Annotated in this window: 23 protein-coding genes and 1 pseudogene; 21 read left to right on the top strand and 3 right to left on the bottom strand. The window is 64.6% G+C overall.

Annotated features, from left to right (window positions below):
- Positions 1–4: 4 nt before the first annotated feature.
- The 15 genes and pseudogenes from RSE12_05720 to RSE12_05650 all read left to right on the top strand — a co-directional run bounded on the left by RSE12_05720 (position 5) and on the right by RSE12_05650 (position 12,784).
- Complete coding sequence (locus tag RSE12_05720; GenBank protein WRH63834.1) at positions 5–490, top strand: hypothetical protein; 486 nt, start codon at positions 5–7, stop codon at positions 488–490.
- Positions 490–1,236: an ATP-binding protein gene (locus tag RSE12_05715; GenBank protein ID WRH63833.1), complete on the top strand. Its 747-nt coding sequence runs from the start codon at positions 490–492 to the stop codon at positions 1,234–1,236. Before RSE12_05720 ends, RSE12_05715 begins: the two co-directional genes overlap by 1 nt.
- 21 nt (positions 1,237–1,257) lie before the next feature.
- Entirely contained in the window at positions 1,258–1,755 is a 498-nt protein-coding gene (locus tag RSE12_05710; protein WRH63832.1) for a DUF669 domain-containing protein, read from the top strand.
- Positions 1,756–1,820: 65 nt separating this feature from the next.
- Positions 1,821–2,183: a hypothetical protein gene (locus RSE12_05705; GenBank protein ID WRH63831.1), complete on the top strand. Its 363-nt coding sequence runs from the start codon at positions 1,821–1,823 to the stop codon at positions 2,181–2,183.
- Positions 2,183–3,127, top strand: coding sequence for a hypothetical protein (locus RSE12_05700; protein ID WRH63830.1), 945 nt, complete (start codon positions 2,183–2,185; stop codon positions 3,125–3,127). The genes RSE12_05705 and RSE12_05700 overlap by 1 nt, the downstream gene beginning before the upstream one ends.
- Positions 3,121–4,857 carry a DEAD/DEAH box helicase gene (locus RSE12_05695; protein WRH63829.1) on the top strand — a complete coding sequence of 579 codons (1,737 nt, stop codon included), beginning with the start codon at positions 3,121–3,123 and terminating at the stop codon, positions 4,855–4,857. Before RSE12_05700 ends, RSE12_05695 begins: the two co-directional genes overlap by 7 nt.
- Entirely contained in the window at positions 4,854–5,078 is a 225-nt protein-coding gene (locus RSE12_05690; protein WRH63828.1) for a DUF6511 domain-containing protein, read from the top strand. Before RSE12_05695 ends, RSE12_05690 begins: the two co-directional genes overlap by 4 nt.
- On the top strand, positions 5,078–7,357 hold the full coding sequence (locus RSE12_05685) for a DUF3987 domain-containing protein (protein WRH63827.1): 2,280 nt from the start codon (positions 5,078–5,080) through the stop codon (positions 7,355–7,357). The genes RSE12_05690 and RSE12_05685 overlap by 1 nt, the downstream gene beginning before the upstream one ends.
- 390 nt (positions 7,358–7,747) lie before the next feature.
- Positions 7,748–8,236: a hypothetical protein gene (locus RSE12_05680; protein WRH63826.1), complete on the top strand. Its 489-nt coding sequence runs from the start codon at positions 7,748–7,750 to the stop codon at positions 8,234–8,236.
- Positions 8,237–8,422: 186 nt separating this feature from the next.
- A complete protein-coding gene (locus tag RSE12_05675; GenBank protein WRH63825.1) occupies positions 8,423–8,800 on the top strand; it encodes a DUF6362 family protein in 378 nt (125 codons plus the stop codon).
- Positions 8,801–9,169: 369 nt separating this feature from the next.
- Positions 9,170–9,658 (top strand): hypothetical protein, encoded by a 489-nt coding sequence (locus RSE12_05670; protein ID WRH63824.1) that lies wholly within the window; start codon positions 9,170–9,172, stop codon positions 9,656–9,658.
- 455 nt (positions 9,659–10,113) lie between these two features.
- On the top strand, positions 10,114–11,409 hold the full coding sequence (locus RSE12_05665; GenBank protein ID WRH63823.1) for a ParB N-terminal domain-containing protein: 1,296 nt from the start codon (positions 10,114–10,116) through the stop codon (positions 11,407–11,409).
- Between the two features lie 46 nt (positions 11,410–11,455).
- A pseudogene (locus tag RSE12_05660) lies at positions 11,456–11,965 on the top strand (DNA cytosine methyltransferase).
- Positions 11,966–12,167: 202 nt separating this feature from the next.
- The gene (locus tag RSE12_05655; GenBank protein WRH64894.1) at positions 12,168–12,566 is read left to right on the top strand and encodes a hypothetical protein; all 399 of its coding nucleotides are present in this window, start codon (positions 12,168–12,170) and stop codon (positions 12,564–12,566) included.
- The gene (locus tag RSE12_05650; protein ID WRH63822.1) at positions 12,563–12,784 is read left to right on the top strand and encodes a hypothetical protein; all 222 of its coding nucleotides are present in this window, start codon (positions 12,563–12,565) and stop codon (positions 12,782–12,784) included. Before RSE12_05655 ends, RSE12_05650 begins: the two co-directional genes overlap by 4 nt.
- 6 nt (positions 12,785–12,790) lie before the next feature.
- Here RSE12_05650 and RSE12_05645 read toward each other — a convergent pair whose 3' ends face one another.
- From RSE12_05645 to RSE12_05635, 3 genes are all read right to left on the bottom strand, one after another.
- Entirely contained in the window at positions 12,791–13,393 is a 603-nt protein-coding gene (locus tag RSE12_05645) for a hypothetical protein (protein ID WRH63821.1), read from the bottom strand.
- Positions 13,394–13,574: 181 nt separating this feature from the next.
- Positions 13,575–14,147 (bottom strand): DUF3489 domain-containing protein, encoded by a 573-nt coding sequence (locus tag RSE12_05640; protein WRH63820.1) that lies wholly within the window; start codon positions 14,145–14,147, stop codon positions 13,575–13,577.
- 90 nt (positions 14,148–14,237) lie between these two features.
- The gene (locus tag RSE12_05635; GenBank protein WRH63819.1) at positions 14,238–14,462 is read right to left on the bottom strand and encodes a hypothetical protein; all 225 of its coding nucleotides are present in this window, start codon (positions 14,460–14,462) and stop codon (positions 14,238–14,240) included.
- 111 nt (positions 14,463–14,573) lie between these two features.
- Between RSE12_05635 and RSE12_05630 the strand changes: the two genes are divergently transcribed.
- The 6 genes from RSE12_05630 to RSE12_05605 all read left to right on the top strand — a co-directional run bounded on the left by RSE12_05630 (position 14,574) and on the right by RSE12_05605 (position 21,292).
- The gene (locus RSE12_05630; protein WRH63818.1) at positions 14,574–15,134 is read left to right on the top strand and encodes a hypothetical protein; all 561 of its coding nucleotides are present in this window, start codon (positions 14,574–14,576) and stop codon (positions 15,132–15,134) included.
- Complete coding sequence (locus tag RSE12_05625) at positions 15,082–17,085, top strand: phage terminase large subunit family protein (protein WRH64744.1); 2,004 nt, start codon at positions 15,082–15,084, stop codon at positions 17,083–17,085. The genes RSE12_05630 and RSE12_05625 overlap by 53 nt, the downstream gene beginning before the upstream one ends.
- Before the next feature lies 1 nt (position 17,086).
- Positions 17,087–17,296 carry a hypothetical protein gene (locus tag RSE12_05620; protein WRH63817.1) on the top strand — a complete coding sequence of 70 codons (210 nt, stop codon included), beginning with the start codon at positions 17,087–17,089 and terminating at the stop codon, positions 17,294–17,296.
- Positions 17,296–18,807 (top strand): phage portal protein, encoded by a 1,512-nt coding sequence (locus RSE12_05615; protein ID WRH63816.1) that lies wholly within the window; start codon positions 17,296–17,298, stop codon positions 18,805–18,807. The genes RSE12_05620 and RSE12_05615 overlap by 1 nt, the downstream gene beginning before the upstream one ends.
- Positions 18,808–18,811: 4 nt before the next feature.
- Entirely contained in the window at positions 18,812–20,845 is a 2,034-nt protein-coding gene (locus RSE12_05610; protein WRH63815.1) for a peptidase U37, read from the top strand.
- 69 nt (positions 20,846–20,914) lie between these two features.
- The gene (locus tag RSE12_05605; protein ID WRH63814.1) at positions 20,915–21,292 is read left to right on the top strand and encodes a hypothetical protein; all 378 of its coding nucleotides are present in this window, start codon (positions 20,915–20,917) and stop codon (positions 21,290–21,292) included.
- Positions 21,293–21,296 lie beyond the last annotated feature (4 nt).

The following is a 21,296-nucleotide window of genomic DNA, read 5'->3' as shown; positions in this document are numbered from 1 at the left end:
TGACATGACGATCTCCAATCACATCACGCTCGCCGATATCCACCGCATGCCGGTGGGCCAGATCGCTGCGCTGCCCGCCGACCAGCTCGCCCTGCTGAAAGGGATGGCGGACGAGCAGCTGACGCAGGCGAAGTCGATCTCGGATTGGCTCGATGGGGCTATCTCCCTGAAGTATGCCGATCACGCCGGTGAGTTCCGCCACGAGGCTGGCAAGGACACCGGCACGATCCGGTTCGACGACAACGGCGTCACTGTCATCGCCGAATTGCCCAAGCGCATCGATTGGGACCAGGCCAAGCTCGCCCAGATCGCTGCAAACATCGCATCCGCTGGCGAAGACCCGGCCGAATTCATCGACACGAAGCTGTCGGTCTCCGAGCGCAAGTACGGTGCCCTTCCGGAAAGCTGGCGCAAGGGGTTCGAGCCCGCCCGGACCGTCCGGACTGGCAAGCCCAAGTTCCGGCTGGTCTTGAACGAGGGGGCGAACTGATGGCCATTTCTCTCGCATCTTTGCGCACGACGTCCGTGCTGACGCCGCCGCGCATCCTGATCCACGGCGTGGCCGGGGTCGGCAAATCCACCTTCGCGGCCGATGCAGACCGGCCGGTGTTCATCATGACCGAGGACGGGCTCGGCAAACTCCAGGTGCCGCATTTTCCGCTGGCGACGAGCTACACGGAAGTGGCCGGAGCCCTGGATGCGCTCCTGACCGAGGACCACGACTTCGGCACGGTGGTCATCGATAGCGTCGACTGGCTGGAGCCGCTGATTTGGGCGGAGGCTTGCCAGCGCAACGGCTGGGCGTCGATCGAAACCCCCGGCTTCGGAAAGGGCTATGCCGAGGCACTGACCGTCTGGCGGGAGTATCTCGACAAGCTGAATGCACTGCGTGACCAGAAGGGTATGGCGGTCATCCAGATCGCCCATACCGACATCAAGCGCTTCGATAGCCCCGAGCACGAGCCCTACGACCGCTATGTGATCAAGTTGCAGGCCCGCTCCTCAGCGCTGCTGCAAGAGCATTCCGATGTGGTGCTGTTCGCCAACTATCAAATCTCGGTCGCCAAATCCGATGTCGGCTTCAACAAGAAGGTGACCCGGGCACTCGGGTCCGGCGCGCGGGTCATGCACACGGAAGAGCGCCCCGCCTTCCTCGCCAAGAACCGTTACGGCCTGCCGGACACGCTGCCCCTTAGCTGGGCAGAGTTCATGGCGGCCATGCCCCAATCCGAATGATCGCCCTGAAAGGACAAGACCATGGCACGTTTCGACACGTCCTTTGACGCCACCAGCGTCGAGCCCACCACTGCCCACGAGCTTTTGCCCGCTGGAAAATACCGCGCCCAGATCGTCGAAAGCGAGATGCGCGTAACCAAGAACGGGATGGGCCAGTTTCTCTGGCTGATGCTCGACATCCTCGAGGGCGAGCACAAGGGTCGCAAGATCTTCGACCAGCTGAACCTGGTGAACCCGAACCCGACCACGGTGGAAATCGCTCAACGCACGCTGTCGGCCATCTGCCACGCGACGGGCAAGATGCATGTCAGCGATAGCGAGGAACTGCACCTGATCCCGATGATGATCCAGGTGAAGATCAAGCCGCCGAAGAACGGCTACGGCGAAAGCAACGCCATCGCCTATCTGCCGCCCGACCGCGGGGCGGCGTCCCGGGCGGCCAAACCTGCACCCGCTGCACCCGCGACACCGGCGGCCCCGCCCAAGATGGCATCTGCTCCCTGGAACAAGAAGGGCTGAGACCCCGCGCCGCCCTAATCTGGTGACAGCCGGGGCGGTGCCTCCCGCAATCTGAGGACATTCCCATGACTGACATGAACAACGCGGCCCCTGTGGCTGTGATCAGCCCCGGCTTGCCTGATGACCAGCGCCGGTTGATCGAACTCGACGACGCCATCGCCAAGATTCGTACCCAGATCGCAACGGCCGATCTGGCCCGACAGCGGGGCCAAAAACCCATCGACCCGGACTGGTTTCACCGGGCGCGGACGGCCCTGCGGCATCTGAGCCGCGAACGGTCAGAACTTCTGGCCCGGGGAACCGGCCGTCGTCGCCGCGAAAAGCTGAAGGACGCCCTGATAAGCGTGCTGCGCGAACGCCATGATCCGGAGACTTGGAGCGGCATTCTGGCCGAGGCCCAGTCTCGTGCTGAACGGGAGGGGCTGTGATGGCTGAACTTCCCGAAGCCCCCACGCCGACGCTGACGGCGATCTATGCCGACTACGAGGCCCGTCAGGGCGATGGTTTCCGCGACCACCTTGGCGCCTCGATCATCGGTAAGTCCTGTGCCCGGGCGCTCTGGTACGACTTCCGCTGGGTCACGCCCGCGCGCCACGCCGGCCGCTTGCTGCGCCTCTTCGAGACAGGCCAGTTGGAAGAGGAGCGCCTCGTGCGCAATCTGCGCGCCACCGGCGCGACGGTGCTAGAGGTTGATCCCGAAACCGGTCGCCAGTTCCGCGTCGAGGCCCATGGCGGCCATTTCGGCGGGTCGCTGGATGGCGTGGCCATCGGCATCCTCGAGGCCGCGAAAACCTGGCATGTACTCGAGTTCAAGACCCATGGGGTCAAGAGCTTCAATGAGTTGACCGCCAAGGGCGTTGTGCTGGCCAAGCCCCAGCACGCCGCGCAGATGCAGATCTACATGCATCTGACGGGGATCACCCGCGCCCTGTACGTCGCTGTCTGCAAGGACACCGATGCGCTGCACATCGAGCGCGTCGAGGCTGACAGCGCCATGGCAGAGCGCTTGCTGGAAAAAGCCGGGCGGATCATCTTCGCTCAGCATCCGCCCGAGAGGATCAGTGAGGACCCGGCCTGGTTCGAATGCCGGTTCTGCGATCACCATGCTGCCTGTCACGGCGGTGTCGGTGCGGCTGTGACCTGCCGGTCCTGCCTGCACGCGACGCCGGTGGATGGTGGTTGGCACTGCGCTCGCCACGACCGGATGTTGGCACCCGCCGCGCAGCGTGCCGCCTGCGCCCGTCATCTCTTCATCCCCGATCTCGTCCCGGGTGAGGTCATCTATGCGGATGACGATGTCGTCACCTACCGCATGGCCGATGGCTCCATCTGGGCAAACGACGCCCGCTCCATGGAGGCCGCGCCATGCTGACCCTGCGCCCCTATCAACATGCCGCGATCACCTCGATCTACGGCTACTTCCAATCACACAAGGGCAATCCGCTGGTGGTGATCCCGACCGCCGGAGGCAAGTCCCTCGTCATGGCCGCCTTCATCGAGGGCGTGCTGAAGGCTTGGCCTGAACAGCGCATCCTGATCGTGACGCATGTTCGCGAGCTGATCGCCCAGAATCATGCCGAGATGATCGGCCTTTGGCCCGAGGCCCCGGCAGGCATCTATTCGGCGGGCTTGGGCAAACGCGAGGCACAGGCCCGCATTCTGTTCGCGGGCATCCAGTCGATCCACCGCCGCGCACACGAGGTCGGCCACACCGACCTCGTGCTGATCGACGAAGCGCACCTCATTCCCGGCGACACCAGCACCATGTATCGCCGGTTTCTGGACGGGCTGGCCCGGATCAACCCGGCGCTCAAGGTGATCGGGCTGACCGCCACGCCGTTCCGCTTGGACTGCGGCATGCTGCATGAGGGCAAGAACGCGCTCTTTACCGACATTGCCTATGAGGCGCCGGTGCGTGATCTGATTGATGCGGGCTATCTGAGCCCGCTCGTGTCGAAACAGCCTGCCACGCGTCTGGACGTTTCCAAGGTCGGCACACGCGCGGGCGATTTCATCCAGCGCGATCTGGTGGCGGCGGTCGATAAAGAAGCCATCACACAGGCCGCGGTTACCGAGATCATAGAACATGGGCGCGACCGGAAGTCCTGGCTGGCCTTCTGCTCGGGTGTCGAGCACGCGCGCCATGTGGCCGAGGAATTCGGCCGCCAAGGCATCAACTGCCGCACAATCTTCGGGGATACGCCGAAGGACGAGAGGGATGCGATCATTGCTGCCTTCAAGCGCGGCGAAATCCGCGCGCTGGCTTCGATGGGGGTGCTGACCACTGGCTTCAACGCCCCGGGCGTCGATTTGATCGCGCTCCTGCGCCCCACCAAGTCCGCAGGTCTCTATGTGCAGATGGTCGGCCGTGGCACGCGCCTCGCGCCAGGCAAGGAAAACTGCCTCGTGCTCGACTTCGCCGGCAATGTCCGTCGCCATGGGCCGATCGATCTGGTGCGGCCCCGACGGCCCGGCGAGGCCAGTGGCGGCGAGGCCCCGACCAAGGTCTGCCCCGAATGCGACAGCATCATCGCGCTGTCGGCGACGGAATGCACCGACTGCGGCTACGTCTTTCCGGCCCGAGAGGTAAAGATCGCTCCCACAGCGGCCACGCTTCCGGTCCTGTCGCCGAAACTGCAGTGGCTGCCGGTCCATAGCGTGTCCTATAGCCGCCATGACAAGCTGGGCGGGCTGCCCTCGCTGAAGGTGACTTACAACTGCGGCCTCAAGTCCTACAGCGAATGGGTCTGCATTGAGCATCAGGGCTATGCGCGTCAGAAGGCCGCCGAGTGGTGGCGCAAGCGCGCCCCGGGCTGCCCGGTGCCGCTCAGCGTCGATGAGGCAATCGCTCAGTCCAAGCACCTTGCTCGCCCCACAGAAATCTCGGTCCGTCCCTCGGGCCGCTATGTCGAAGTCTCCGGCCACAGGTTCGACCCATGCCCCAAGCCCGCCCCGGCCTCTGCGCCGTCTGCCACCGGCAACCTCGTGGGCTTGGTTGGTTCGACCGGGATTTCCGCGTCTTCGACCCGCGCCGCGATGCAAGCCGCAAGCACCTCTGCAGCCGGGCCTGTCAGGACATCTGCCATAGGAGGAAGGGCATGATCGATCCGACCCCGAACGAGGCCGGGGCGATGACCGTCGGCGGCCAGATGGGCGGCGAGTATCTAGAAAGCATCGGAAAATCCGATCTCGCCACCCTGACAGAGACCGAATGGGACCGTTTCATCGATGCGGTCGTCACCGGATATTGCGACCACCTGCGTGAGCTTGCGGCCAAGGACCGCAAACGCCTCGACGCCATGACCCCCGAGGTGCCCTTCTGATGGCTGACACATCCTTCATGGCGCGCTTCGGCGCGCGGCTCGTCACCAATGGCTATGCCATCCTGCCCATCGGCCCGGGCACGAAGAAGCCCGGCCGTTTCCAGCGCGGGTCATGGGCGGACTACCCAGAGTGGAACCGCCATGCGGAACGCGGTACGACGGAGGTCGAGGTGTCCACATGGTCGTCGTGGCCCAATTGCGGTGTTGGCATTGCCGGTGGCGCGGTTGCAGCCGTCGATATCGACATTACCGAGGACGCGGAACTGGCGTTGCAGATCGAGCGCCTGGCCCGCGCACGACTCGGCGACACGCCCGCCCTGCGCATCGGTCGGGCCCCGAAGCGGATGCTGGTGTACCGGACGTCGGAACCGTTCCGCGGGATCAAGCGCCATCCGCTGGAGATACTCTGCCTCGGGCAGCAGTTTCTGGCCTATGCGATCCACCCTGACACGGGCGCGCCTTATGCCTGGCCCGAGGAGGGGCTGGCAGACATAGATATCACTGACTTGCCGGAAATCTCCGCCGAAGCCGCAGTGGCCTTTCTTGAAGAGGCCTATGCGCGTCTGCCGGAAGCGCTGCGCCAGCGTAGGTTGTCTGCTATGTCGCCACCACCGGAAATCTCACGCAGTCACAGCCAGATCGGTACCTTGCCTGCAATCGAGGCGGCGCTTGAATGGCTCCCGAATGCGGAACTGGACTACGACAGCTGGATGCGGACTGGCATGGCCCTGAAGGGGGCACTCGGCGATGAGGGCGGCGAGGTCTTTGCCACCTGGTCAGCCCAAGCGGCCAAGGATGTTCCAGCCACCACCATGAAGGCTTGGGCCAGCTTCAAGCCCGACCGGATCGGCGCTGGCACGATCTATCATATCGCGATGGAGCGCGGTTGGCAGCCCGACCCTGACCTTCGCCTGGACGGCAGCATCGTCGAGGAAGGGGACCATCCGGCAGCGGGTCTGCTGGCGAGGCTGGATGTCACTGCAGCCGCGGCATCTCCGGCCCCGTCCGCGCCGTCGTTCTCGCTAGCCATCCCCGATGGGCTGGTCGGTGATCTGACGGATTACATGCTGACCACCGCCCGGCGCCCGCAGCCACTCCTGTCGCTCGGGGCCAGCCTCTGTGCCATTGGCGCGCTGATGGGGCGGAACTACCGCACCGAAAGCAACCTGCGCTCGAACCTCTATGTCGTCGGCATCGCAGACAGCGGCTCGGGCAAGAACCACGCCCGCGAAATCATCAATGAGACCTTCTTTGAGGCGGGGCTCGCCCATCACCTCGGGGGCAACAAGATCGCCTCCGGCGCGGGGCTTCTGACGGCGCTGCACCGCCAGCCTGCGATCCTGTTCCAGATCGACGAGTTCGGCATGTTCCTCTCGGCAGCTGCAGACCGCAAGCGCAGCCCACGCCACATCACGGAAATCCTCGACAACATGACCGAGCTTTACACAGCTGCGGGCGGGATCTTCCTCGGCGCGGAATACGCCAACCGCGACGGCACGAACGAGCGGCGCGACATCAACCAGCCCTGCCTCTGCGTCTATGGCACCACGACGCCACTGCATTTCTGGGGCGCGTTGCAGGGGGCAAACGTGGTCGATGGATCACTGGCCCGCTTCCTGATCCTGCCCAGCGATGAGGACTACCCCGAAGAAAATATCGCCGTGGGTATCCGTCAGGCCCCGCCCGCGCTGATCCAGGGTCTGCAGCTGATTGCGGCGGGTGGGGGCGGCACGAAAGGCAACCTGACCGGCAAGACGGCGGGTCAGAACACCGCCGTGAATCCGACGGTCGTGCCAATGACCGAGGAGGCACGGGCCCGGTTTCGCCAGCTCAGCGTCGAGCTGACGGAGGAATTGCGCGCCGCGGCTGGCACGGCCTTCACGGCGATCCTCGCTCGCATCGGGGAAAATGCCCTCAAGCTCGCGCTGATCGTGGCGGTGGGACGCGATCCGGCCCGGCCCGAGATCGAGATTACAGCGGCGGACTGGGCCATCACATTTGTCCGGCACTACGCACAGCGGACCATGGAAGCCGTCGAGCGGCACGTCGCGGACACTGAGACCGAGGCCCACCTGAAGCGGCTGAAGGAGATCATCCGTGCGTCCGGGGCAAAGGGGATCACCAAGTCCGAGATCACCCGAGCCTCCCAGTGGCTGAAATCGCGCGACCGGGACGAGATCCTGCTCACCCTGATCGAAAGCGGGGATATCACAACCGGCATGCGCGGCTCATCGACCAAGCAGGCCATGGTCTACAGGATGGCGAGGTGGGGTGGGTGATCGGAGATCCTTCAAACGCCCTGAACCCGATCTTGAAGCATCAAATGGGTTCAAGCGCATGCGATCAAAGGGAAAAACGAGATCCTTCAAATCTTTCAATCTTTCAAGAGGACCCCTTAGCCCTGTACGCGTGCGCGCAGGGTTTAATATCAGGAGAGAGGTACCCATTGAAAGATTGAATAATTGAAAGATTGTATATTATACATACTGGACAGACACTTAGAGGCGGAAATCTTTCAAGAGACCCCTCTGAAGTCTTTGAAGGATTTGCCGGGCAGCCCGCTCGCCCCACGCCTGACATGACCAGACCACCCTTCGGGGCCTGGCGAGACCGCAGCCCTCACCGGCCAGCCCTCCCGCCACGCTCGCCAAAGCGAAGAGGAGGTCGGCATGGCCGAACCCAAACAAAACCAGCGCTGCATTCTGGCGCTTGATCTCGGCACCACCACCGGCTGGGCTCTGCGCGGTCAGGACGGTCTGATCACGATCGGCACGGCCAGCTTCAAACCCGGTCGCTTCGACGGTGGCGGTATGCGCTACCTGCGCTTCTCCGGCTGGCTGACGGAACTGGACCGGTTGTCTGGTCCGATTGCAGCCATCTGGTTTGAAGAGGTCCGTCGCCACGCGGGCACCGACGCAGCCCATGTCTACGGTGGCCTGATGGCCACGCTGACGGCGTGGGCCGAGTTGCGCGGCGTGCCCTACGAGGGTGTGCCGGTTGGCACGATCAAGCGGCATGCCACCGGCAAGGGCAATGCGGCAAAGGACGTGATGATCGCCGCAGCCAGGGCGCGCGGGTTCAACCCAGCGGATGACAACGAGGCCGACGCCATCGCGCTGCTGCTCTGGGCCATCGAGACGAAAGGGCCTAGCGTATGAGGTGGCACCCGAAAGGCTACGGCGGTCAGCGCAGTGACCCAGAGCAGGTCAAACGCGATGGATGGCATGAACAGGGGTTGCTCGCGGTCAGCGTGGATGACCAGCGTCTGACCTGGCCGGAACGTGAATTGGTCGAGCAGCTGGGGGCAAAACTCTACGGACCACGCAACGCAAGGGAGGTGCGCCATGGCTGACCATGTCTGGACCGCCGAGGATGTCGCCGATCATTTCGAAGAGGCGTTCCGCACCCTGCGCAAGCTGCCGCCTGTGAAGGTGCAGGGCTACTTCAATGCTTGGCCGCAGATCATGCGCTCGGAGAGGGAGATCCTCGCCATGCAACCAGAGCCGATGAGGGTCTGGCCATCAACCGCTGCGATCACCCGGCTCGAGCAGACCTTCGATTGGGTGTTGTGGCTGGGCGACGATGAGCGTCGGCTGATCTGGTGGCGGGCGGCACGCCGTCCATGGAAGGAGATCACCCACGAATTGGGCGTCGACCGCAGCACCGCATGGCGGCAGCACAAGCTGGCGCTGACCAAGATCGCCTCACGGCTTAATGCCTAGAAAGCACGTGCTTTTCAGATCGCTGAGCTGCTAGCTCGCTCAGCGATCTGATCGGTGCGCGGCTGCGGTTAGAAGTGCGTTGAGCCTTATCTGGCTCAAAAAACGTCGATCCCCACTAGCCTAGTGTGCTCTTCGTTGTTACTTCTGGAAGGCGATGAACGCTTGGAGGCAACGATGCCCTCGGTTAAGCCGACAAAATTCTTTAGGGTCCAGACCGTTGGGCGCGATGGTAAGATCGCTGCTTTCGTTACCCGCCACTCTTCTACCGGTGGTGAAGTGGTCACCCTGAAGCGTGACGTTTATCTAGCTGCTAAGAAGGCTGCAGCGAGTGCGATGAAGGCCAGAAAACAACCCGCATGACGCTACGACATGGCCGGTAACCCAGTATTCGATTTGCTTGGAGCGGAGGGAGACGACATTGAAGCCCTCACAGCTTACGCATTGTATAAGCGCCATAAGAGGGCTTGGTCAAAAGACTTCCTTGCTGAGCATGGCAGCGCACCGACTCCTGCTGACGATCTGGCGTTCGCGAAGGTCGCAGCGACGTCTGATCAGCTGGAACGCTATAGAAAAGATGCGCGGGACATCCTCATAGCATTCGCCAATCAAACGGTCGACGACGCGCGACCGGACATTGAGCGAGAAGCGATTACTGCAAGGGTTGAAAAGGCCGCCGCAGACATTGGCAGTCAGACATCCTTTTGGAAGCAGGTTGGCTTTGGAATAGTAGCTACGGCAATTAACACCTTAATTTTGATTATTCTTGCCGTCGGTATTCGGTTGGCCGGTATTGATGTTCTGGATATGGTAAATACCCTTGGACAAATCGATACAGAAGTTCCGGTAAACGGTGACTAGATCTGAGATGCACTGAAGCGTTCTGCACTCTCTTTTCGGTCGCTGCGGCTGCATAAAGTGTTGCAACACTTTTGTTTTCGACAGCTGCAACAGATCCGTGCTATCTGAAAAGCATGATGGGGAGGGTGCGTCGCGTAGACGGCTCTCCCCGTTTTCATTCTCGGAGGCTGCTGGACCCTGGTATCCAGCGAGAGTCCAGCCCCGGCGAGTTTCCGGTTCCTTCCTAGCTGAAATCGTATGCTGGCGGGCGAAGCGCGGCACATCGCTAGCGACAGGGCCGGATTTCTGGGAAGCCACCCGGAAGCCGGATCCATCTGACCCCGCGCAAACCCCAATGAACGCTGGCCTTTGGGCTGGATACCCCGGACGCCGCTGGACCCCGCGTGGAGTCCAGCGCGGAATCCGGTGTCCGGAGTCCGCCTGGCATCCACCAACACATCGGAAACCACCCGACCATGACGCTGAGCTTCGCCCCAGAGCGGATCGAGATGTGGCCGCTGGCCAAGCTCCAGCCCTATGCCCGCAATGCCAAGGCGCATGGCGCGGACCAGGTCGTGAAGATCGCCGCCAGCATGGCGGAGTTCGGCTGGACCGTGCCCTGCCTCGTGGCCGAGGACGGCGAACTGATCGCGGGTCATGGCCGGGTGCTGGCAGCGACGCAGCTTGGACTGACCGAAGCGCCGGTGATCGTGCTCGGGCATCTGACCGAGGCGCAGCGGCGGGCCTACCGGATCGCGGACAACAAGCTCACCGAACTGGGCACTTGGGACGAGGCGCTTCTGTCGGCGGAACTGAACGACCTGCTGGCCGAGGATTTCGACCTGTCCCTAGTCGGCTTCTCCGACGGCGAACTCGACAAGCTGCTGGCCTTCGTGCCGGAGGGGGACGGGGAAGAAGGTGGCGCCGGAGGCTCTGTGCCGCCGGTGACCATCCCCGAGCCGCCGCGCAATCCGGCCTCCAGGACAGGGGATCTCTGGATCCTCGGCGACCATCGCCTCCTGTGCGGTGACAGTACCAGCCACGACGATGTGCGCCGTCTGATGAACGGCGAGCGCGCGATACTGTTCGCGACCGACCCGCCATACCTCGTGGACTACGACGGCTCGAACCACCCGACGCGCAACAAGGACTGGTCGAAATCCTACGGCGTCACTTGGGACGACAGCAGCCAGGGGGCTGAACTCTACGACGGCTTCATCGCCGCCGCGGTGGCGGAAGCCATCACTGAGGACGCCGCCTGGTATTGTTGGCACGCCTCCCGCCGCCAGGCGATGCTGGAGGCCTGCTGGGAGAAGGCGGGCGCCTTCGTCCATCAGCAGATCATATGGGTGAAGGACCGCGGGGTCCTCACCCGGTCGCATTACCTCTGGAAGCACGAGCCCTGTTTCATGGGGTGGCGTCGGCCGAACCGCCCACCCAAAGTGGCGGAAGAAACCCTGCCATCGACATGGGCGCTGCCCAGCTTTGCCAAGGATGACCGGCCCGACCATCCGACGCCGAAGCCGCTGGACGCCTTCGGGATCCCGATGCGCCAGCATGTGGTCCGTGGCGGCCTCTGCTACGAGCCGTTCTCGGGCTCTGGTTCGCAGATCATGGCAGGCGAGGCCAACGGCCGCCGCGTCTACGCGATGGAAATCAGCCCGGCTTACGTCGATGTCGCCGTAGAACGCTGGCAGGCCGAGACCGGCCGCGAAGCGATCCTCGACGGCGATGGCCGGACCTTCGCGCAGGTGAGAACCGAGCGGCTGTAAGAATTCCCGGGCGTACCCGAACCACAACCCGAACCCGCCGCGTGACATGCATGACCTGGCTCTACATCCCTCCGGACGCGCTTCCGGAGCCGGAGACGCATGCCTCTTCGGCCTCTCCCTCTGCTCCGGCGCGGGCGGGCTGGACCTCGGTCTTGCCATCGCCATCCCCGGATATCGTGCTGTGGGCCATGTCGAACGGGAAACCTTCGCCGCAGCCACTCTCGTGGCGCGGATGGAAGACGCGTCCCTGGATCAGGCTGTTGTCTGGGACGATGTTGGAACCTTCGATGGCCGTCCGTGGCGCGGCGCGGTGGACATCGTCACTGCGGGCTATCCGTGCCAGCCGTTCTCGGTCGCAGGCAGGCGCCAGGGCGCGGAGGACCCACGCCACCTCTGGCCCCATGTCGCCCGCATCATCGCCGAGGTCGAACCGCCGTTCGTCTTCCTCGAGAATGTCGCCCATCATCTCCGCCTGGGCTTCCCCGAAGTCGCCGCAGGACTGGTCGGCATGGGCTACCGCCTTGCGGCAGGCCTCTTCACGGCGGCGGAAGTCGGTGCGCCCCACAAGCGCGAGCGGCTCTTCATACTCGCCATTCGCGAGGGAGACGAACTGGCCGACCCCGCGCGCCTGCTCTGGCACCCGGTCGAGTGGCGGGAACCGGACGGAACTGCTGCGGCTCTGGCCGACGCCGAGGGCCAGTGCCAACGAGAATCGACAGACAAAGCCGACGCCCTCGCAGCAGGCTGGGCAGCACGGCATGAACCTCGCGACGACAGCTGCGCTCTGGCCGACGCCGATGGCGAACGACGGGTGCAAGCCGAGCGCGGGGAACCGCCGCTCGGCCGATCTGACCCATTCGGCCGGGCTCTGGATGACGCCGACGGCACGCGATCACAAGGACGGAGCGACGAGCCTTGCCAACACGCCGGTGAACGGCCTGCTTGGCCGCCAGGTCCTGGTGACGCCGATGGCTGGGGGCAATACCTCCGAGCCGCGCCGGACCTTGAACCCGCTGTTCGTCGAGGCGCTGATGGGCTGGCCCATAGGGTGGACCGGCTTCGCCTCTGTGGCAACGGTGTGGTCCCCCTGGTTGCGGCGCATGCGCTGCGAACTCTGGCGGCTGAACTGTTGGCCGATGGATGAGGTGGCGGCATGAAGCAGTCGCGCCTCATGTCGCTGACCGAGTCCGTCGCCAACGTGATCGTCGGCTACGGCATCGCGGTCGTGACGCAGATCCTGATCTTCCCGTTCTTCGGGCTACACACGACGCTGGCGCAGAACCTGAAGATGGGCGCGGTGTTCACCGTGGTCAGCATCGCGCGGTCCTACGTCCTGCGGCGGCTGTTCGAGCGATTGAAAAAGGGACAGCCTTGATCGCACTTATCGATTATCTGGCCAAATTCGCTTGCCTGGTCCAGCACCGCCCGGGAACTGAAACCCCATATGGGTAACGGTATCGATTACCGTGGCCGCGAGTTCGGCAACGTGGCTTTGAACCTGATGGAGGTAAGCAACATCAATCGGTGTGCCGAAGATCTCTTTTCGTTTGTTGACGAATAGCGGTAGCGAGCGCCCTTCGCGGTCCGGCGTCCGCCACGAACCATGACAGATCACGTTCCTGATCTCAGACGCCTCCTTGATCGCGGCGACGAGTTCGTCAACGTTCTCAGTGGTGCTTTTGGCATTGTCGCGAACCGCCTTACCATAGGCTTCAGCAAGCGGCTTCAATGTGTCGGTCAAGGCTCGCTCAAGGGTTGGAAGCCATGAAGCGTAAGCCTCCTGCGCCTCTGCGGACGTTTCAAACTGACGAGTCGCGGTAAATGCGAAGATCGCTTTGCCCAAAACTTCCTCTAGAAAGCCGTATGTTGCGACAGTTCTACCCAACTGTTCCCAGAATTCGGGCGAATGGCGGTGGGTGGGCCACTTTGGAGGCATGTTGCCGCGATCAATAATCGCTCGATTGGCATCTTCGTCTTCGATCATGTTGTGCCGCCATTCACAGTTTCTCCCGCAACATGTCACGGCGTATGATGCCCGTCACGAGCCTCACTGGTCGCATAGGAAAGGCACACGACACTCCACAGGCCGCCGCCGCGATCTGCTGTCGTGGCAATGAGAAACCGCCGCCCGGTCGGGGCGGCGGCATAGCACATTCTGCGCTGGGTCAGGCGGCGGGAAGCCGGTATACCCGCCCGCGCCCCTCGACCTTCTCTGAGGTCACCTCGAGCCCAAGCTTCTTCTTCAGGGCCCCGGCCATCGCTCCGCGCACCGTGTGCGACTGCCAGCCTGTGGCTGCGGTGATCTCCTCGATGGTCGCGCCCTCCGGCGCGCGCACCATGGCGATCAGGGTGGCCTGCTTGGTCCCCTCGCGCGGCGTGCGCGCCTTGGGCGCGCCTTCCGGTTCGGTGGCGGCATCCGGCGCGGGCGCGTCGCTCGGCGCGTCGTTGGCGCCCATGGGCGCGGTGTTCGCGTCGCCCGGCTCGATGCCGATGGCGGCGAGGCCTGCGTCGGTGGCGACCAGCGTGGTGCCGTGGCCGTCACCGGTTTCGCGCCACATCGGTTCGCCCTTGCGCAGGTCGGCGTCGACCTCCTGCAGGAAGCCCTTGGCGATCATCGCGCCGACCACCTTGGCGGCGGCACCGCCACGCAGGCTCTCGGGCAGCGGCAAGGCGATGTGCTCGGGCCGCTGGGCGGCGGCGCTCAGGATCAGGGCTTGGGTGTCGGAAAGCTGGGTCATCGTCGTCTCCCGTATAGGGGCGCGCGAGATGCGGGCCCTTCTACGAGGTCGAGCCCGCCAGTCGGCGGGCCGGACCGTGACCGGGTCGTCTCACTCGGCGTGCTCGCCTTCCCTGAAGTCGCTGTCGCTGATCTCGCGCAGCTTGGCGCGGTAGTGGTTCAGTGTTCCGACATGGCCCCAATTGATCTCATCGGGGCTGGTCTCGAAATGGTCCGCGCTAAGGGCGGCGAGCCGCTCCAGCATCGCGTCGATCTCGGTCTTGGCGGCGATGAAGGCGTCGAGGGCCTTGGAATTGTCAGTGGCGCGGCCGGTCATTCTGGTGGCTCCGTAGTGAGTTGCATCGCTTCGATGGAGTGACGTTCGCTCCGGTGGCGACGCTTATCAACTCGATAAGCACATGATCTTGAATGATAATCGGAGCCGTCGATGCAGGGCATGAGCGAGCGCCAGTACGCCGCCCATGTCGGGCTTTCGCGGGGCGCGATCCAGAAGGCGAAGACGGCGGAACGGCTGGTCCTCTATCCCGACGGCAGCATCAACGCTGCCGCCAGTGATGCGCGGCGTGCTGACACCACCGACCCGTCCAAGACCCGAGAGCCGCCCGAACCGAAGCTGAAACCCGTCCCCGAGGCGGCAGTGGCCGCTGTAGGCGACACGCTGCGCGAACAGGGTCTGGCGGTCCCGGCGGTCGGCGGCGGCACGACCTTCCTGCAGGCGAAGACCGCCAACGAGGTGCTGAAGGCGCAGGAGCGGCGCATCCGGCTCCAGAAGCTGAAGGGGGAGTTGATCGAACGGGCCCGCGCGCTGTCGCTGGTGTTCCGGCTCGCGCGTGAGGTGCGGGATGGCTGGGTCAACTGGCCTGCGCGTGCATCGGCGCTGATGGCGGCCGATCTGGGCGTGGAACCGGCCGCGATGCAGAAGGTTCTTGAGAAACATGTCCGTGCCCACCTCGACGAACTTGCCGAGGTCCGGCCCGATTTCCGGTGACGATGACGGACTGACCGATTTCGACGGCGCGGGCGAGATCCTGCGTGCCTGGGGCAGCGGGCTGCAGCCCGACCCGGACCTGACCGTCTCGGAATGGGCGGACCGGCATCGAATGCTGTCGGGCCGCGCATCTGCCGAACCCGGGCGCTATCGCACCGCACGTACGCCTTACATGCGCGAGATCATGGACCGGCTGTCGCCCGGCGATGTGATGCAGCGCATCGTGTTCATGAAGGCGGCCCAAGTCGGCGCGACCGAGGCCGGAAACAACTGGATCGGCTTTGCCATCCACCAGGCACCGGGGCCGATGCTGGCGGTCCAGCCGACCGTGGAACTGGCGAAACGCAACTCGCGCCAGCGGATCGATCCGCTGATCGACGAGAGCCCCGAGTTGCGGGAGCGGGTCAAACCGGCCCGATCGCGCGACGCCGGCAACACGATGCTGTCGAAGGAGTTCGCGGGCGGCATCCTGATCATGACGGGCGCGAACTCGGCGGTCGGGCTTCGCTCCACCCCGGCGCGTTACATCTTCCTCGACGAGGTCGATGCCTATCCGGCCTCGGCCGACGAGGAAGGTGATCCGGTGACGCTGGCCGAGGCCCGGTCGCTGACCTTCGCCCATCGGCGCAAGGTGCTGCTGGTTTCGACCCCCACCATCCGGGGGCTAAGCCGGATCGAGCGAGAATACGAGGCGAGCGACCAGCGGCGCTACTTCGTGCCATGCCCGCATTGCGGTGCGCTGCAGTGGCTGAAGTTCGACCGGCTGCGCTGGCAGAAGGGCAAGCCGGAAACGGCGGAATATCACTGCGAGGGCTGTGATCAGCCCATCGCGGAACACCACAAGGCAACGATGCTGGAGGCTGGCGAATGGCGGGCGACCGCAACGGCCGCAGATCCGACGACGGTCGGGTATCACCTCTCAGCGCTCTATTCGCCGGTGGGCTGGCTCAGCTGGCAACGCATCGCCCGCGGCTGGGAGGCGGCCCAAGGGTCGGACGAGGCGATCAAGGCGTTCCGCAACACGATCCTGGGCGAGACATGGGTCGAGACCGGCGAAGCGCCAGACTGGCAGCGACTCTACGACCGGCGCGAGGCGTGGAAACCGGGCACGGTACCAGCAGGTGGGCTGTTCCTAACCGCCGGGGCCGACGTGCAGAAGGATCGGATCGAGGTCGATGTTTGGGCCTGGGGTCGTGGGCTCGAAAGCTGGCTTGTCGATCACGTCGTCATCGAAGGCGGGCCTGACCGACATGATGCGTGGTCGGAACTGACGGCGCTGCTGGAGCGGTCCTGGCCGCATGAACGCGGCGCTCATCTGCGCATCGCGCGTCTGGCCATCGACACGGGATACGAGGCCCCCGCGGTCTATTCCTGGTCGCGCGCGCAAGGCTTTGCGCAGGTGTCACCGGTGAAAGGCGTCGAGGGGTTCAACCGCTCGAGCCCGGTGTCAGGCCCGACCTTTGTCGACGCAACCGAGGGTGGCAAACGCCTCCGGCGCGGCGCGCGGCTCTGGACCGTGGCGGTGTCGACCTTCAAGGCCGAGACCTACCGCTTCCTTCGGCTCGACCGACCCACAGCCGAGGAGCGCGCCGAGGGCGCGGCTTTTCCACCCGGGACGATCCACCTGCCGACATGGGTGGAAAGCGAATGGCTGAAGCAGGTCGTGGCCGAGCAACTGGTGACGGTCCGCACCAAGCGCGGCTTCGCGAAGCTCGAATGGCAGAAGCTGCGCGAGCGCAACGAGGCGCTGGACTGCCGGGTCTATGCCCGCGCCGCCGCCTGGATCGCGGGCGCGGACCGCTGGCCCGACGAGAAATGGCGCGATCTCGAGGATCAGATCGGGGCTGGTCCAATGGAAATGGATGGCGCGGGGCGGGTCAACCGGCCGCAATCCGCAATCCAGGGAAAACGGCAGTCAGACTGGCTTGGCCGACGCGGGGGATGGTTCTGACATGACCGACTGGACGGAAACCGAGCTCTCGGCGCTGCGCCGGGCCTATGCCAGCGGCACGACCCGAGTCAGCTATGATGGAAAATCCGTCGACTACGGCTCGGCTGAGGATCTGCTGGCACGCATTCGCACCATCGAGCGCGCCATCACGGGCACCACGCGGCCATTGCCGGTCGCCGGGCTCGCGGGCTTCTCGCGTGGGGATCGCTGATGTCGGCGACCTGGTTCGACTATGCCATCGCCTCGGTCGCCCCGCGCATGGCTGCCCGCCGCGTGATGGCCCGGCAGGCTTTCGAGACCCTGACGCGGGCGTATGACGGCGCAGCGAAGGGGCGCCGCACAGACGGGTGGCGCGCGCCGGGATCCTCGGCAGACACCGAGATCAGTGTCGCCGGAGCGCTGCTCCGGGACCGGATGCGGGATCTCGTGCGCAACAACCCGCATGCCGCCAAGGCCGTGGCGGTGCTGGTCAACAACATCATCGGCGCGGGCATCATGCCCCGCGCCGCGAGCGGTGACGACAAACTGGATCGGAAGATCGATGCGTTGTTCACTCGCTGGACGGCGGAGTGCGACGCCGACGGCCAGCTCGACTTCTACGGGCTGCAAACGCTGATCTGCCGCGAGATGGTCGAGGCTGGCGAAGTGCTGGTGCGCCGCCGATTGCGGCGATCCTCGGACGGTCTGCCGGTGCCGCTGCAGTTGCAGGTGCTGGAGGCCGACTTCCTCGACGGCACCAAGTCCGGCGCACTGAGTGACGGACGTCTGGTACAGGGGATCGAGTTCGATCCGGTTGGCAAGCGCCGTGCCTACTGGCTGCAAGCCGCTCACCCCGGCGATGCCTGGGGCGCGCTGCAGGGTGGGCTCGGATCACGCCCGGTCCCGGCGACCGAGATCGCCCATGTTTACGAGAAGCAGCGCACGCAGGCGCGCGGCGTTCCCTGGGGCGCGCCAGTGATCCGGTCCTTGCGCGATCTCGACGATTACGAGGTGGCGGAACTAGTCCGCAAGAAGACTGAGGCCTGCGTGACTGCCATCGTCTTCGGCGATGACGAGGGGCAGCAGGGCATCGCGCCCTCGGTGGTCGATGCCGACGGCAATCGGGTGGAGCAGTTCGAGCCGGGGCTGATCGCCTACGCCCGTGGCGGCAAGGACATCCGCTTCAACCAGCCTGCCGCCACTGGCGGCTATGGGGAATACAAGCGGGCCAGCCTGCACACGATCTCGGCCGGGTTCCGAGTGCCCTACGAGCTGCTGACCGGCGACCTTTCCCAGGTCAACTATTCCTCGATCCGGGCGGGGCTGGTCGAGTTCCGCCGAATGATCGACGCGGTGCAGTGGCAGCTCTTCATCCCGATGCTCTGCGCACCGGTCTGGCGCTGGTTCACGGAAGCCGCCTGGGTTGCGGGCCAGATCCCGACGCCGGACGTGCCGGTGGAATGGTCGCCACCGAAGTTCGACGCCGTTGATCCCTACAAGGATGCGATGGCCGACCTGCTGGCGATCCGCACAGGCACCATGACGCTGGCGCAGGCCATCGCTCGGCAGGGTCACAACCCGGACGCGGTGCTGGCGGAAATCGCCGCGACCAACGCCAAGCTCGACGGCCTCGGCCTCGTGCTCGACAGCGACCCTCGCCGCGTCACCAAGACCGGCAGCGCGCAGGCGGGCGATCCGGCCAGCGAACCGGCCGCCCCCGCATCCGAACCAGAGAAGGAATAGGGCCATGCCCGACACGATCATGGCGGCCCCGGTCGCCTTGCCGATGCAGCTGCGCCGCGCGCCCATCCTGCCCGCGACCGTCAACACCGAGGCGCGCTCGGTCGACGTGGTCTTCACTACTGGTGCTGCCGTCCGGCGGCGGCGCTGGACCGGCTGGGATACCTCCGTGCCCTTCGACGAGATCCTCGAGGTCAGCGACAGGGCCGTGGACCTGACACGCCTCAACGCCGGAGCCCCGGCGCTCGACAGCCATTCGGTCTGGTCCTCGCATTCGCAAGTTGGCGTCGTCGAACGCGCCTGGATCGAGGGCAAGGAAGGCAAAGCCACCATCCGTTTCCCGCGCGAAGGGCTCGACCAGGCCGCCGACCGCATGTTCGGCCTGATCAGCGACGGCATCATCCGCAACGTCTCGGTCGGCTACTCCATTGAGCGGGTAAAGGTGGTCGAGCCCGCCGCAAAGGGCGAGGTCGAACAGCGCATCGTCGAACGCTGGACCCCGCTCGAGGTCAGCTTCGTGACCGTTCCGGCCGATCCGCGCGCGCAGGTCCGCGCCGCCGACCAGGCCAGCTATCCCGTCGAGATCGTCGACACCCGTATGCAAAAGGAGGCATCCATGCCTGAGAGCACGACCACCGTGGCCGGGGATGTCCCCGCCTCGATCGAGACCCGCAAGCAGCCCATCGCGGCCCCGGCGAACCCCGAACCGACGACCGCGCGCATGCCGGATGCGCCCGCCGCGCCCGACAGCGAGGCCATCGCAAACCGCGCCCGCGAGGCGGAGCGCGACCGCGTCTCGACGATCTACGATCTGACCAACCGTCTGAACCTCGAGCGCAGCTTCGCCGAGGATCTGGTCAAGCGCGGCGTCAGCGTGGACGAGTCCCGCCGCCTCATCCTCGACCAGGTCGCAGCGAAATCCGACGAAACTCGCACCTTCCCGCATGTCTCCATCCCTCTCGGCGGCCGGGACGAACGCATCACCCGCCGCGATGCCGTGGCAAATGCGCTCCTGCACCGCTACAGCCCGACGCTCTTCCCGCTGGAGGATGCCGCCCGCCAGTATCGCGGCATGACGCTCTTGGAACTGGCCCGCGAAAGCCTCGGCAACGCCGGGGTGAATACGCGGGGCCTGTCGCGCGACGAGGTGGCGACGCGCGCGCTGCATTCGACATCCGACTTCCCCGAGATCCTGTCGGCCGTCACCAACAAGACCCTGCGCCAAGCTTATGACGCCTATCCCCGCACCTTTGCGCTCTTCTGCCGTCAGGTGCTGGCCACCGACTTCAAGTCCATGCACCGCGTCCAGCTCGGCGAGGCCCCGCAACTGCTGGAGGTGGGCGAGAGCGGCGAGTTCAAGCGCGGCACGCTCGGCGAGAGCAAGGAAAGCTACCGCGTGAAGACCTATGGCCGCGTGGTCGCGATCACCCGACAGGTGCTGATCAACGACGATCTCGACGCCTTCACCCGCATTCCGGCGATGTACGGCAACTCCATCGCGCAGCTTGAAAGCGACGTTGTCTGGGGCATCATCACCTCGAACCCGGCGATGGCCGACGGCAACGCGCTCTTCCACACCACGCACAAGAACCTCGCCGCGACGGGCGCTGCGCTGGATGTGGCGAGCGTCGGCGCGGCCCGGGCCGCGATGGCCCTGCAGACGGGACTCGACAAGAAGACGGTGCTGAACATCCGCCCGGCCTTCCTGATCGTCCCGGCTGCGCTGGAGCTGAAGGCCGAGCAGCTGGTGGCCCAGAACCTTGTCCCCGCCGACAGCACCAAGGTCGTGCCGCAGTCGATCCGCACGCTCTCGCCGATCAGCGAGCCGCGCCTTGATGCTGCCAGCGCCACGTCCTGGTATCTGGCGGCCTCGCCCAACCAGATCGACACCATCGAGTACGCCTATCTCGAGGGCCAGCAGGGCGCCTATATCGAGACCCGCAATGGTTTCGATGTGGACGGGGTCGAGATCAAGTGCCGCCTCGACTTCGGGGCCAAGGCCATCGACTGGCGCGGCCTCTACAAGAACCCGGGCGCATGAAGTTAAGCATTCTGTCAAATCGTAAACCGTCTACTATCGATGGAGCAGAGTAGCGGAGGGATGCTGCCGATGAGTGAACCGAGTGAGTCGTTAATGGTTGAGACGGCAAAAGTGACGGGCATTTCTGTCACTAAGCTAAACGAGGTCCTCGAAGCATTCTTCAAAGGTTTGCATCGACGCATGTACGAATATGATGGTGGAAACGGAGCTTATGTGACCGAAGAACTCAGCTTCGAGCTTTCGGATCGGGCTTGGATACACCTCTATCAGTTCCTGCTTCTGGATCGACTTCGCAAAGGTTGCCAATACCCGGAAGATGAGATCGCCGATAGCATTGAGCAGCTCAGGTATATGGGTGGCCCATCCCAATGGCGGCCATTCTTTGAAGAAATGGCGTCGTGGCAGATGTCTTCCAGGTTTGGGCTAGATCTCCCGCTGTACAGCTAACTGT

Origin of the sequence: Fuscovulum sp., from assembly GCA_035192965.1 — a bacterium.
In the GTDB taxonomy this organism is placed as follows: Bacteria; Pseudomonadota; Alphaproteobacteria; order Rhodobacterales; family Rhodobacteraceae; genus Paragemmobacter.
This window is presented reverse-complemented; position numbering and strand designations above follow the sequence as displayed.